This is a genomic window from Spirillospora sp. CA-108201 (assembly GCF_050936235.1).
Classification (GTDB): Bacteria; Actinomycetota; Actinomycetes; order Streptosporangiales; family Streptosporangiaceae; genus Spirillospora.
In genome coordinates, this window is record NZ_JBNJNE010000001.1 from 6574855 (window position 1) to 6589116 (window position 14262).

Genomic DNA, 14262 nt, shown 5'->3' on the forward strand with positions numbered 1-14262 from the left:
CAATCCAGCTTTCGCCATGTCACACGGGTCCCCCAGAGCACCGTCCCTGACGCTGAGCCCGGTCTCTGGTTTCCTGGCATGCTCTTGTCCCCATAAGCCTTTCGGCGCTGGGTAAGCCATCAGACCCAGGAACCTCCCTTCGAGTTCCTCCCGGATGATCCAGGGATACGACCATGCGCCTCGTGGCGCACTTGTAGCGTTCGACCTTGCCATTGGTCTGGGGCCGGTAGGGGCGGGTGCGCTTGTGGGCGATGCCGGCTGCGGTGAAGGTGTCGCGCCACAGGTGTGAGCTGTAGCAGGCGCCGATGTCGGTCAGGACGCGGGCCACGGTGATGCCGGCGTCGTTGAAGAAATGCCTGGGCGCGCTGCCAGAACGCGGCGGCCGTCTCTTTGGTCTCGTCGGGCAGGGTCTCGGTGTAGGCCAGGCGGGAGTGGTCGTCGACGGCGTTGTGCAGGTAGCTGTAGCCCAGGCTGGGGCGGCCGCCGACTTTGCGGGGCCGGGTGGGGTCGCGGTGGGCTGATGAGTTGCGGCCGCCGGTGGCGCGGCCGTGCACGCGGTGGCCGCCGCCATCGGGGATGTTGCCGAGTTTCTTGATGTCGACATGGACCAGGTCGCCGGGCGCGGGATGTTCGTAGCGGCGGACGGGGCGGCCGGTGGCGCGGTCCAGGTGCCGCAGGCGGGGCAGACCGTAGCGGGTCAGGACGCGGTGGACGGTGGCGGGGTTGAGGCCGAGCAGGTAGGCGATGCGGGCCGGTCCCCACCGAGCAGTACCCGCACCTTGATGATCCGCCGCTCGGTGCGGGTGGGGATGCGGCGCGGGCTGCGGTGCGGGCGCGAGGACCGGTCGGCCATCCCGGCCTCGCCCAGCTCCCGGTAGCGCGCGGCCCACCGCCGGGCGGTGCCGACCGAGACCTGGAACCGTTCGGCGGCCGTCGCAGCGGCCAGCGGTCATCGACCACGCAGCGGGCCAGGCGCAGGCGTCCGGTCTCGGTCAGCGGGGCGTCACGGTGGGGCATGAGGCCTCCTGCGGTGCCGGTGCAGATGTCGCAATCCACACCGAACCCGGAGGCCCTCCCTCATATCAAGATCATCCGACCGTGCCGCCGTGTTCCCAACCTCCGTGGGCAGTACGCCTAACCGTGGGTGCGCCACCAGCCGGCCGCGGCGTCCACGGCGAGGCCGGTCGTCCAGATGTCGGCCGGGTCGTCGGGCAGCAGGCGTTCCCGCACCGCGTCCCCCGTGGTGGAGGAGAGTGTGGCGCCGGTGAGGGGAAGGCCGTCGCCCAGGACCTCGGCGGGGACCTGGCAGACCGCGGCGGCGGCCGCCACCCCGAAACCCGCCCGTTCCGCCAGGTCGCGGACGGTGGCGGCGGGGTCGATCGGCGCGGGGCCGCGATCGGCCAGCAACCGGACGAGCCGGACGACGCGGTCGGCGCGGCCCCAGCAGGGGACCGGGGCCCGGGCCGCCTGCCAGCCGGGCGGCCCGGCCGGGTCGAACGTTCCGCCGGGCGCGTACTCCACGGCCGTCGCGGTCCGGTCGTGCCGCTGGTAGTCCAGGATCAGCAGCGTGCCGTTCGGGGTGCGCCAGAGCTGCCCGGGCGCCTCCTTCTCCAGTCGCCTGTCGACCATCTGGCGTTCGGCGTTGGACTGCCCCTCGGCACCGGCCGGAGTGAGGCGCAGTACCCGGCAGGCTCCCTCGGCGTCGCCGATCGGAGCGTTGGCCCAGAGACGCAGGACGTCGAGGATGCGCTCGCGCTGCGGCTCGGGAGTCCACGGCAGGATGGCCGGGAGCGCGTAGCCCGCCAGGGTGTCCAGGCCGACGCCCGCGTAGGCGCGGGGCGGCAGGGAGACCGTCCGGACGAGGTAGGGCCGGCCGGCCGCGGGCTCGTCGGTCGCCGACTCCAGCGCGCGCGCCAGAAGCCGCTGGCGCACGAGCCACCGCGTCTGCGCCCGGGTGCGCGCGAAGGGCAGGCCGGGAGCCGGTGAGACGAGCGCGGGCAGTGCCGGGGGCTGGGGACGGCCGGTCCGGTCCCGCAACTCGATGGCCAGGAGGAGGCACTCGACGGCCGTGCGGGCCGCTTCGAGGACGCCGTCGCGCAGGGCCGGCGCGGTCACCTCGGGCAGCACGGCCTCCAGCGCGTCGGCGGCCCCGCGCGGTCCCGTCAGCGACGCCTCCAGCAGGCGCGCCGCCCCCTCCCGGTCGAGCCCGCGCAGCGCCGCCGACCCGTCCGGGTCCACCGGGTCACGCAGCGGCCACCAGCCGGGCGGCGGCACCAGGCTGCTCTTGCTGCTCATGACGGGGGAGAAGAGCAGCCGGGCCGTCCGGGTCCCGTCGGGGGCGGTGACCGTGATCGCACCGCGGCTCAACCGGATCTCGCTCGGTCCGGCGGCGCCCGGGAACGTCACCTCGGCGGCTGCCGGCGCCTCGGGGCGCGCGGTGGCGGCGGCGGGGTCGAGGGTCAGCGCGACGCTCTCGCCCGTCTGCCCCTCGACCCGGAACGTCTGCCAGACGCCGTCCTTGATCCGTGACACGACGCCGGTCTTCCCGTCGTACCAGGGCAGCATCCCGTCGGGCAGCCGGGGAAGCCTCAGCGCCGGGCCGTCGTCGCCGGTGACGGACGCGTCGCCGGTGACGGACGCGTGGGCGTGCCAGCCCCGTTCGGCGATGGTGAGGTGTCCGCGGTGCTGAATGATCGTCCGGCCTGCCTTCGGCGACTTCGACGGCGTCGCGTCGCCGGGTACGGCGAACTCGGCGGGGACTCCACCGCGCAGGGCCGCCAGCAGGGCGTCCACGGGGTCGGCGGGGTCGAGCCCCTCGGCGAAGCCCGGCTCCAGAGCGAGGAGGCCGCCCGGGCCGGCGAGCCGAACCAGCCGTTGCAAGGCGTCGTGCAGGAAGGGGAGGTCCGGGCGGCCCGCGTCGGCCTTCCAGCCCTCGACGGCTTCGCGCAGCACCTCCCGCGTCTCCGGCAAATCCCAGACCGCCCTCGTCGTGGCCGGGTAGTCGACGTTGCCGTAGTACCCCAGGTCGCGGACGAACGCGTCCAGCAGGCCGGCGAAACGCTCGCGTCCTTCCGGCCCGGATGCCACGTCCGCGGCCTGCCGTCCCGTGTCGAAGGACGGGCCCCACCAGCGGGGCGAGTCGGTGCCCGTCCTCCCCTGGGGGATGATGTGCCGGTGGTCGGGAGGCGGGAGCGCCGGGTCCGTCTCCTCGCCGTACACCACCCCGGCGTCCGGGAAGAGCCGGTCCCCTGCCTGGTCGGCGAGCTTCAGCAGGACGGCGGCCGCGCACGCCCGTCCCGTGGTGCCGAACCACTGCGCCGGCAGGTGCGCCCCCGCCCCGCTCTCGGCCAGGCACTCCAGCCACATCTGCCGGATCTCCTCGGCGACCTCCTCGCCGCTCTCCTCCTCGTGCCGGGCGCGGTCGGGCTCGGCGGCGACCAGCAGCTTCAGCAGGTCGCCGTCGCGGCCGGCCACCGCGGCGAGCGGCTCGCGGGCGGCCGCCCAGACCTGGTGCGACGCGATCGGCACGAGCCCGGCGCGCAGCAGCCGCTCGGCGAGGAACTCCTCCTCGTCCCGCTTCTTGATCTTCGCGGCGCGGGCCAGCGTGCGCAGGTCAGGGAAGATCCGGGCGTACGGGATGAGCCCGGCGTCGAAGCCCGCGCAGACCACCTCGCGGAAGCGGGCGTGCGCCTCCGCGGCGGGCAGCTCCGCGGCGAGCGTCTTGGCGTAGTCGCGCAGCGCGGCCGGTCCGACGCCGCCCGCGGGCACCAGTTCGAGGAAGACGGCGTGGACCCGGTCGAGGTCGAGCAGCGCGGGATGGGTCTTCTCGACCTTGCGCGCCTGCCCGAACGCCCAGAACGCGAGCTCGCTCTCTCCCGCCCGTACCAGCCCCCGGCAGGCCTCCTCGAAGAACGGCGCCAGGTCGGCGGCGGGCAGCGGGCCCGCGGCCTTGGTCAGCATCTTCTTGGCGCCCGTGGGCCCGGCGGCGGCGAGGTCCGCCGGTGCCGGCGGCCGCGGAAACTGGGTCATCGCGTCCTTCGTCCCTGATCTCCTGAACGATCCTGAGAACCTGCGACGGTCCGCCCACGTGATCGGTTCCGCGGCGCCGGAGGCTCCGGCCGCGCACCGAGGGCCGGCGTCCTCGCTCACGATCCCGTCATTTCGACGATCGCACTAGGATCCCGGCATGACGGTCGGGAGGCGCCGCGATGAGCGGACCTGAGCTCAGCGGGACGCTGGCGCTGCGACGCCACTGGTGCCGACCGGACGAACCCGTCCTGCTGTGCCTGTACTGCCACGGCGCCGCCCTGCGCTTCGACGTGGACGGCCACGACTGGCGGGGCGTCCCGGGCGGCGCCGGACGCGCCGTGCTGAACGCCGTCGGGGCCGGCGTGGACTCGGCGTTCCGCGAGGAGAGCCTCAACCCGCCGGCGGTGGTCGTCTTCGGGCCGTCCGGCGGCATGGCCGCGCGGATGACGCTTCCCGAGTCCGCGGACACCCGCTACTGGGTCCTCACCCCGTACCGGATCGGCGTCGTGGCGATGGTGCGGGGCGAGGCCGCCGAGACCGGGCCGCAAGGCGAACCCCAGGCGGGCGTGCTGTCGCGGGCCCGCAGGATCGCCGCCGGGGCGGCGGAGTTCGGACGCGCGCTCACCCGCGACCACCCCTATCCACCGGGCGAACCGGTGCCGCTGTCGCGCGTCGCGGGCCTCGCCGAGGCCCCGGCGGCGCAGATCGCGCACCTCGGCCTGGACCGGCGCAAACTGCCGTCCGGGTTCCGCCCCCGCAAGGTCCCGGTCCTGCGGATCGGGCTCCGCGACGGTTCCGGTTTCGACGTCACCGCACCAGACGACGAGGCGGCGGGACGGCTCGCCCACCTCGCCGCGCAACGTTCCTGACGGGTGGCCCCATGCCGCGCAACGAGCAGAAGCTGTACGAGATCGCCCGCGCGCACTGGTGCGCGCCCGGCGAGAGGCTGGTCATGGGCGACCACGCCGCCGGGCACGTCGGCGCGACCGTACGGGGGGTGAGCGCGGCCCCGCACCCGCCCGCGGTCCCGGACGGTTCGCAGGTCCCGGACCCGTCCTGGCCCCTGCCGACCGATCCGGTCCGGACGGGCCGGTTCTGGTACGACGAATGGGCCGACGACCCGGTGGTCTGGGGGTGGGCGCACGCGCCCGGACCGGACGCGGCGGCGGCCGCGGTCGCCGCCCACATGACCGGGTACGCCGACGAGGCGTGGCTGCTGCTCACGGACCGGCGTCTCGCGGTGTCGGTGGAGTCGCGGTTCGCCCGTCCCTCCGCGCGGCCGGGCGGGCTGCGCGGTCGCGTCCGCGGCGCTCGCGGCGATCGGTCGCCCGACCCCGCCGGGCCGCTGACGACCTGCTGGGAGATCCCGTTCGCGGCCCTCCGGGGTCTGCGGGCGGTGCCGCTCGGCCGCACCCCGCGGCCGGAATGGTTCATCCGGATCGACTTCGCCGACGGCTCGGCGTTCGACTTCCGTCCCCGCCGCGGCGCCAAGGCCCCCGACTACGCCGACTCGGTCAACGCCGGTCTGGCGTCCAGGAACTGAGCCCGGAGTCAATTCGGAGATCAAGAAGGCCTTCCGCCGAACGCCGCGCGCCTGATCACGATCGGGTCCGCGGATGGTAAGAGTCTTGTCGGTTCAGTGGTGATTTTGTATGTTCGCTCTCACCCGGGGGAAGTCCGTCGTCCCGCTGTTCGCCGCCGAGTCGGGAACCGATGCCGGCGGCGGCGCCCATCTCCCGAGGAGACGCCATGTCCGAGGTCAAACGCCGCGATCTGCTGGCCGGGGCCGCGGCCCTCACCGGATTCGCGACCGTCGGCCTGCTCCCCGGCACCGCAGCGGCCGCGACCCGGCAGCGCCCCGGCGCCCTCCGGCCGCCCTCCCTCACCGCCGGCGACAAGGCGGTCGTCGCCCGCGTCGACGCCCGCCGGGCGCTGCGGCACCTCAGAGTGCTCAGCGACGAGATCGGCTGGCGCATCGCGGGAACGCCGTCGGAGCACCGCGCCGCCCGCTACATCGCCGAGTGCCTGCGCGATCTCGGCTACAGGGTCGAACTCCAGCCCTTCCCCGTCGCCGACAAGTACCTGGCGGAGATCCACTCCCGGGGCGAACGGGCCTGGCAGTGCAGTGCCTCCCCGCAGGGCGCCGTCGCCTCCGCGGACGGCACGGTGGTGGACGTGGGACAGGCCACCGAGGTCACCGGTGACGTGCGCGGCCGGCTGGTGCTGTTCGACCGGGTGCCCGGCATGGAGACCGAGCAGGCCGCGGCCGCCGCCGGCGCGGGAGCCGCGGCGGCGCTCATCGTCAACGCGCGCTCGGTCACCTATCCCGAGCGCAAGGCCGGCACCTTCGTCCCGACGCTGAAGGAGACCGTCGCGATCCCGGTTCTGGGCCTGGCCGAGTACCACGGCGAGCGGATCCGCGCGGGGGCCCGGCGGCTCTCCTTCACGATCACCCACCACTCGGGGCTGACCTCCTACAACGTCCTGGCCGAACGCAAGGCGTCGCTGCCCAACCCGACCGGCAAGGCCGTCATCGTCAGCGCGCACTACGACAGCGTCCCCGGCTCACCCGGCGCCAACGACGACGGCAGCGGAACCGTGCTGTGCCTGGAACTGGCGCGCGTGCTGAGGCGGCTGCCGGCCCAGCAGGCGGTCCGCGTCTGCCTGTGGGGCTCGGAGGAGTACGGCCTGATCGGTGCCCGGCACTACGTGAAGCAACTCGACGAGGCGGGCGTCGCGCAGATCACCGGCTGCTTCCAGAACGACATGGTCGCCACCAGCCATCCCCCCGCGGGCACGTACTGGCTGCTGTCGGTGGACGGTGCGGACAACACCACGACGGCCGCGGTGGCGGCCGCCGCGAACCGGCTCGGCTACGCCGGTCAGACGAAGGGCCCCACCGCCCGAGGCTCCAGCGACCACGAGGCGTTTCACGAGCGCGGCATCCCGGCGGGCAACTTCAGCTGGCGCGGCGCCGAGGCGCCCAGCCAGTTGGAGCCCCTCTACCACACCCCCGAGGACACGATCGCCCAGAACGTCAGCCCGGAGCGGCTGCAGGTGTCCCTCGAACTGATCGGTTGCGCCCTCTACGACGTGGCACGCCGCAAGTAGCGGCGCGGCGCCGTCTCCCCGCACATCGCGGCGACAGGACAGGAGCGGGAACGGATCTCCTCATGCCACCATGAACGGTGATTCGTGAGGAGGCCCGTTGCATCGTCTGGTCGTGTCCTTGACCTCGCCCGGGGCGTATCGAACGGTACTGGAGGCGCTGAAAGCGCCGCTGCCGGCGAACGCACCGCCCGGACGGCACATCTTGATCGAACCGGGCTCGTACCCGAACACGGGGTTCCGCAGTTCGGGCGACTTCGTCATGACGGCCGTGGAGGGCCTGGGCTCGGTGACGCTCGACGGCCGTACCATCGGCACGGTCGAGGTCACCGGCAAGGTGACACTCCAGGGGCTCATCGTCCGGAACTGGAGTGACAAGGGCCTCGCGCTGGAGGTCGCGAAAGGCACCATCCTGGCGGAGCAGTGCGAGTTCATGACCCGGGGCCGGATCGCGGTGCGGGCGTCGAAGGGCGCCCACCTCACCCTGCGGGACTGCGAGGTGCAGGAGGGCGCGGTCGTGTACAGCGCCTCGTCCGGGCTCATGGAGGGCACCTCGGTGGGCGGGACGGAGGGCAACGCGGTCGCGATCCGCAGCGGCAGCACGGTGACCCTCCGGGCGTGCCGGATCAGCGATTCGGGCGACCGCGGCATCTGGGCGACCGAGGGGTCCAAGCCGGTCATCGAGGGATGCACGATCACCGATCCGGCAGGCGTGGGGATCCGGGTGGACGAGCGCGCGGAGGCCACGCTCCGCGACTGCGAGATCCGCGGCGCGGGCAAGTCGGGCCTCGTGGCGGTGGAGAAGGGCAGGGCCGTCGCGGAGGACTGCCTGATCACGGGCGCGGAGGGCGACGGGATATGGGTGGCGACCGGCGGGTCGCTGACCGCGCGGCGGGTCAGGACGGTGTCGCCGCGGCGCGCCGGCGTGGCCGTCGAGAAGGGCGTCGCGCTGCTGGAGGACTGCGAGGTCGTCGACACGTCCAAGAACGGCGTCCACCTCGTCCGGGACGCGGACGTCACGATCGTCCGGGGGCGCGTCGCCGGCGCGGGAGTGGTCGGCGTCGAACTGAAGAGCGGCTCGCGCGCCCGGATGGAGGGAACGACGGTCACCGGCGGCAAGGTCGCCGGCATGAGCGTGGATCCGGAGACCGACCTCGTCATGCGCGGCTGCACGCTGGCCGACAACGTCGGCCGGGGCATCCTCACCTGCCTCGGGGCGAACGTGGTGATCGACAACCTGACCAGTGTCCGCAACGGGAAGCCGGACCGGTTCGACTTCGATCTCGCCGCCGCGAACGCCCGGGCCGCGAAGCGGGCGGAGGCCAAGCCCGAGGGGGAGGCCCCGTCCAAGCCCGTGAGTCAGGCCCCGGCCGAGCCCAAGGCGGCGCCGCCCGCGTCGGCGAAGCCGGAGGGTGGGACGTCGGCGGATGCGTTGCTGGCCCGGTTGGATTCGATGGTGGGTCTTGCGGGGGTGAAGCGTGAGATCCGTAAGTTGACGAATTTGCAGAAGGTGGCTGAGCAGCGTCGGTTGGCGGGGTTGCCGCCGGGTCCGTCGATCGGGCGGCACATGGTGTTCGCGGGTCCGCCGGGGACGGGGAAGACGACGGTGGCGCGCCTGTATGGCGGGATCCTGGCGGCTTTGGGGGTGGTGGAGAAGGGTCAGGTGGTGGAGGTGAGCCGGGCGGATCTGGTGTCGGAGAATGTGGGCGGGACGGCGTTGCGGACCACGGAGGTGTTCCAGCGGGCGTTGGGCGGGGTGTTGTTCGTTGATGAGGCCTACACGTTGTCGCGGAGGTCGACGGGGACTGATTTCGGTCAGGAGGCCATCGACACGCTGGTGAAGTTGATGGAGGACCACCGCGAGGAGGTGGTGGTGATCGCGGCGGGGTATTCGGCGGAGATGCGTGATTTCCTGTCGGCGAATCCGGGGTTGAAGTCGCGGTTCTCGCGGACGGTGGAGTTCGAGAACTACAGTCCGGCCGAGCTGTTGCAGATCACTGAGTCGCATGCGGTGCGGGACGGGTACCGGCTGGGTGAGGATGCGCGGGCGGCGATCCTGGGGCATTTCTCTTCGCAGCGGCGGGATGCGACGTTCGGGAACGGGCGGGCTGCGCGGCAGGTGTTCGAGGCGGCGGTGGAGCGTCAGGCGCAGCGTCTGGCCGATCTGGTGGAGTTGCCGTCGGGTGATGAGTTGAGTCTGCTGGTGGCCGGGGATCTGGATGTGGGGGCGGGGCTGGCGGCGCGGTTCGGGGAGGCGCGTGATGCGGGTCAGGTCAGCGCGGTGATGGGCCGCCTGTCGGGCATGACGGGGTTGGAGGAGGTCAAGCGGGAGATCGGTGATCTGCTGGATCTGCTGGCTTCGGCGCGGCGGCGGCGGGCGGCGGGGTTGGAGGCCGAGCCGTTCACCGGGCATCTGATCTTCGCCGGGCCGCCGGGGACGGGGAAGACGACGGTGGCGCGGCTTTATGGGGAGTTGCTGACGGCGTTGGGGGTGTTGGCGCAGGGGCAGGTGGTGGAGGCGGCGCGGGTGGATCTGGTCGGGCAGTATGTGGGGCAGACCGCGCAGAAGACCACTGAGGTGTTCGAGCGGGCGCGGGGCGGGGTGTTGTTCATCGATGAGGCCTACACGTTGTCGCGGCCGGGGGGGTCGGGTCATGATTTCGGGCAGGAGGCCATCGACACGCTGGTGAAGTTGATGGAGGACCATCGTGACGAGGTCATCGTGATCGCGGCGGGTTACACCGGTGAGATGGAGGGGTTCCTGGCCACCAATCCGGGGTTGGCGTCCCGGTTCGCGCGCACGTTGAACTTCCGGCCCTATGAGGTCGAGGGGCTGGTGTCGATCTTCTTGGGCAAGTCCAAGGCCGCGGACTACCGGGTGCCCGAGCCGACCCGGCTCGCGTTGACGGAGTATCTGACGGCCCATCATGGCCGGTTCCGGGAGGGCAACGGGCGTGAGGTCGACAAGCTGGTGCGTTCGGCGATGACCGCGCACGCCCGCCGTACCGAGCAACTCGCCAACTCCGGCGCGGAACTCACCACCGAACAACTCGCCACCCTCCTCCCCGAAGACATCACCTAGTCGCTGCTGACCGAAAGGTCGAGCTTGCGCCACACCCCGAGCCACCCGGACAGGGCGGCTCGGGGCGGGTCCTCGGCTCAAGGAGCCGGCGCGTTCAGCCGGCCGTGTCCGGCGCCTCGTCGGGCGCGACGCTCCACCAGGCGGCCGTGTCGGGCGGAAGGACCGCGTCCCGGCCTTCGGTGCGGATCGGCGCGCTGCTCAGCAGGAGCGAGCCGGAGACCGGGATCCGGACGCTCCGGTCGCCGGTGTTCACCGCGCACAGCATGCGAGGGCCGTCGGACCGGCCTCTGCGCTCGAACACCAGGCAACCCGGCCGCGCGTCCAGCCAGCGCAGCTCACCGTCGCCCAACGCCGCATGGTCGCGCCGGATCCGGAGGGCCTGGCGGTAGAGGTTCAGCATGGACGTCTCGTCGCCTTGCTGCGCCTCCACGGTGAGCGACTTCCACTCGGGCGGCGACGGCAGCCAGCCGCCGCCCGATCCGAACCCGAACGGGGGCTCGTAGCCGGACCACGGCAGCGGAACCCGGCAACCGTCCCGGCCGCCCTTGAGGCTCTCCAACTGCGGGTCGGTCAGCAGCTCGGCCGGGATGTCGAGCACCTCGGGCAGACCGAGCTCCTCTCCCTGGTACACGTACGCCGAGCCGGGCAGCGCCAGGGTGAGCAGCGCCGCCGCCCGGGCCCGGCGATGACCGAGCTCACCGTCGCCGTAGCGGGTGACGTGCCGCTGGACGTCGTGGTTGGACAGCACCCAGGTGGTGGGCGCGCCGACGGAGCCGGTCGACGCCAGGGACTTCTCGATCACCGAGCGCAGCGCGCCGGCGTCCCAGTCGGTTCGCATGTAGTCGAAATTGAAAACCTGGTGCAACTCGTCCGGCCGCACGTAGTTGGCCAGCCGATCGAGCGAGGGCGCCCAGGCCTCCGCGACCCCGATCCGCTCTCCGGGGTAGGAGTCGAGCAGCCGCCGCCAGGCACGGTGGATGTCGTGCACTCCATCCTGGTCGAAGTACGGCACCTTGCCGCGTCCCAGCAGCCGCGACTGCGGCGCGTCGCCGACGTCGGGCAGCCCGGCCGCCTTGACCATGCCGTGCGCCACGTCGATGCGGAATCCGTCGGCCGCCAGATCCAGCCAGAAACGCAGGACGTCGTCGAACTCGGCGCGCACGTCCGGGTGCTCCCAGTTGAGGTCGGGCTGCTGCGGAGCGAACAGGTGCAGGTACCACTGCCCGTCGGGCAGCCGGGTCCAGGCGGAACCGCCGAAGACCGACTCCCAGTCGTTGGGCGGCAGTTCCCCGGCGTCGCCTCGCCCCGGCCGGAAGACGTAGCGCTCCCGCGCGGGCTCGCCGGCCCCGGCGGCCAGCGCCTCCTGGAACCAGACATGCTGGTCGGAGGTGTGGTTGGGCACGATGTCGACGATGACGCGCAGCCCCAGGCCGTGCGCGTCCTCGATCAGGCCGGCGGCGTCGTCGAGCGTGCCGAACGCCGGATCCACCGAGCGGTAGTCGGTGACGTCGTAGCCGCCGTCGACCATCGGCGAAGCGTAGAACGGCGTGATCCACAATGCGTCCACGCCGAGCGCCGCCAGGTAGGGGAGCCGGCCGCGGATTCCGTTCAGGTCGCCGACGCCGTCCCCGTCCGCATCGGCGAAGCTGCGCACGTAAATCTGGTAGATGACCGCGTCGCGCCACCAGCGCGCATCACCCGCGGAAAGGCTCGGGGACCCCGCAGGGCGCTCCACTCCGCGCGCCGGTGAAGGAGACGTCGATGAGAGATCCATACGAGGGACCGTCTGGAGAGCCGGCCGATGCGCAGAAACGACGCCGGCAACCGTCATCGCCCGGTCCGGAGTTCAGCCGGCTTTGCGGGCCGGGTCGTCCATACCTGTGCCGTCAGTACGGCGCCGGCGCCGAACAGCGCCACGCCGAGAGGAACGTGGACGGCGACGTTGCCGTGGACGGCGAACTGGATGCTGACGAACACCCACAGCACCGCGGTGACGGCCAGGTACCGGCCTGATCCGCGACCGGCCCGCCACACCAGCAGCGCGGCGATGGTCTGGAGAACCAGTGCGAATGTGACGACGCCGCCCGTGGTTTGGTGCAGACCACGGCCGTCCGCGTTGGACAGGAGTTGACCTGCGGTGAGCCCCTGCACCAGCAGCGCGGCGGCTAGGAACACCGTGGTCGCCTTCATCAGGCCGAAGAACCGTGGGGGCGGGTTCCGCTCCGCGTGGGTGTCGGAGGGCGGGTTGGTCGGCGAGGACATGCGATCACTCCGTGGTGGTCGTTGCGCTGGGTGGGACGGGGGACGGAATCGGCGGCCGTGAAGGGCACACCCCGGTTCAGTCGGCGGGGGAGCCCGCGTGGGCCGGCGCCTCGGCGGTCCTGGCCTCGCGGTCGGCGACCATCGGTTCGGCGGTCGCCGTGCCGGCCTGCCGACCGGGCGCCTTGGCGTTGATGAAGACGCCCGCGACCAGCGCGGCAAGCAGGATGACGCCCGCGGAGGTCCAGGTCGCCACGGAGTAGCCGTGCACGGTCGCCTCCGCCAGTGCGGCCTTCGCCTGCGGCGTCTGCTGGAAGGGGTCGGCCCCGTGGCCGGCCAGCCAGTCCGTCGTCGCGCTTGCGGCGATCGTGTTGAGGAGCGCGGTGCCGACCGATCCGCCCACCTGCTGCATGGTGTTCAGGGTCGCCGAGGCCGCCCCCTGCTCGTGCGGGGCGACGCGGCCGGTGGCCGTGGACATGGCCGCCATGAAGGTGACTCCCATGCCGAGGCCCATCATGCAGATCCCGGGCAGGACGTGGCCGACGTAGGTGGCCTGGACGTCCATGGAGGCCAGGACGGCCAGACCGCCGGCGGCCAGCGCCAGGCCAGGGATGATCAGCGCCCGGACCGGCACCCTCGGCAGCAGCCGCACCGAGATCTGCGTGGAGCCGATGACCATGCACACGGTCATCGGCAGGTAGGCCGTACCCGTCTTCAGCGGCGACCAGCCCTTGATGCCCTGGAGGTAGAAGGTCAGGAACAGGAAGACGCCGAACATGGCGATGGTGACCAGGGCCATCGTCAGGTAGGCGCCCGCCCGCTGGCGGTCCCTGACGATGTGCAGGGGCAGCAGCGGCGTCCGGGCGCGGGTCTGCCACAGGGAGAAGAGCCCGAGGATCAGCACGCCGCCGACGAGCAGGGCCAGCACCCGGATGTCGTCCCAGCCCCGGGACTCGGCCTCGCTGAAGCCGTAGACGATGGACAGCACGCCGCCGGAGCCCAGCGCGGCGCCGACGACGTCAAGCTGTGCGCCTGCCCTGCGCCCGGGGTCGTCGAGCAGCACGATCGCGCCGACCATCGCGACGGCGGCCACCGGGGCGTTGACATACAGGCACCAGCGCCAGTCCAGGTACTCGGTCATGAGGCCGCCGAGCAGCATGCCGACGGCGCTGCCGGCGCCGGCGACGGCGCCGAACACGCCGAACGCCCTGCCGCGTTCGCGCGGGTCGGTGAAGGTCGTGGTCAGCAGGGACAGCGCGGCGGGGGCCAGCAGCGCGGCGAAGACGCCCTGCACTGCGCGGGCGGCGAACAGCATGCCGGGGCCGGTGGCGGCGCCGCCGAGCGCGGAGGCCGCGGCGAAGCCGAGCAGGCCGACGATGAAGCTTCGCCTGCGCCCGAACAGGTCGCCGAGGCGTCCGCCGAGCAGGAGCAGGCCGCCGAAGGCGAGGGTGTAGGCGGTGATGGCCCACTGCCGGTTGCCGTCGGTCATGCCGAGGTCGCGCTGCGCGGACGGCAGGGCGATGTTGACGATGGTCATGTCCAGCACCACGATCAGCTGGGCGAGGGCGATGACCACCAGGCCCCACCAGCGGCGGGGGCTGGATCCGGGTGGGGCTTGCGGGGCCGTGCCGGAACGGGCGGGGATGTTCTCTGGTGAGGCCGTTTCGGTCATGTGGCGGATACCTTCCACTCGTGTCGCGAGCCGCCCGGACCGTTCGCCGTGCGGCGTCCTGACGGACACGAGACGTCGGCGCGCCTCCCCCTGTAACAGTCGAGGTGGTGTG

The 14262-nt window shown here is 72.6% G+C and carries 8 protein-coding genes and 1 pseudogene; 4 read left to right on the forward strand and 5 right to left on the reverse strand.

What is annotated here, in order from left to right; translation table 11 throughout:
* Positions 1–193: 193 nt before the first annotated feature.
* Positions 194–1017, reverse strand: a pseudogene (locus ACQEU6_RS31730) (IS481 family transposase); the annotation flags it as partial.
* Positions 1018–1134: 117 nt separating this feature from the next.
* Positions 1135–4029, reverse strand: coding sequence for a hypothetical protein (locus ACQEU6_RS31735; protein ID WP_499336709.1), 2895 nt, complete (start codon positions 4027–4029; stop codon positions 1135–1137).
* A gap of 179 nt (positions 4030–4208) precedes the next feature.
* Between ACQEU6_RS31735 and ACQEU6_RS31740 the strand changes: the two genes are divergently transcribed.
* From ACQEU6_RS31740 to ACQEU6_RS31755, 4 genes are all read left to right on the forward strand, one after another.
* A complete protein-coding gene (locus ACQEU6_RS31740) occupies positions 4209–4898 on the forward strand; it encodes a hypothetical protein (protein ID WP_499336711.1) in 690 nt (229 codons plus the stop codon).
* 11 nt (positions 4899–4909) lie between these two features.
* On the forward strand, positions 4910–5572 hold the full coding sequence (locus ACQEU6_RS31745; RefSeq protein WP_499336712.1) for a hypothetical protein: 663 nt from the start codon (positions 4910–4912) through the stop codon (positions 5570–5572).
* 206 nt (positions 5573–5778) lie between these two features.
* On the forward strand, positions 5779–7140 hold the full coding sequence (locus ACQEU6_RS31750; RefSeq protein ID WP_499336713.1) for a M28 family peptidase: 1362 nt from the start codon (positions 5779–5781) through the stop codon (positions 7138–7140).
* Positions 7141–7252: 112 nt separating this feature from the next.
* Positions 7253–10219, forward strand: coding sequence for an AAA family ATPase (locus tag ACQEU6_RS31755; protein WP_499336715.1), 2967 nt, complete (start codon positions 7253–7255; stop codon positions 10217–10219).
* A 94-nt stretch (positions 10220–10313) separates the two neighbouring features.
* Here the strand turns inward: ACQEU6_RS31755 and ACQEU6_RS31760 are convergent, their stop codons facing one another.
* From ACQEU6_RS31760 to ACQEU6_RS31770, 3 genes are all read right to left on the reverse strand, one after another.
* The gene (locus ACQEU6_RS31760) at positions 10314–11993 is read right to left on the reverse strand and encodes a glycoside hydrolase family 13 protein (protein ID WP_499336717.1); all 1680 of its coding nucleotides are present in this window, start codon (positions 11991–11993) and stop codon (positions 10314–10316) included.
* A 53-nt stretch (positions 11994–12046) separates the two neighbouring features.
* A complete protein-coding gene (locus ACQEU6_RS31765; protein WP_499336719.1) occupies positions 12047–12481 on the reverse strand; it encodes a hypothetical protein in 435 nt (144 codons plus the stop codon).
* Positions 12482–12557: 76 nt separating this feature from the next.
* Entirely contained in the window at positions 12558–14150 is a 1593-nt protein-coding gene (locus tag ACQEU6_RS31770; protein ID WP_499336720.1) for an MFS transporter, read from the reverse strand.
* Between the last annotated feature and the right edge of the window lie 112 nt (positions 14151–14262).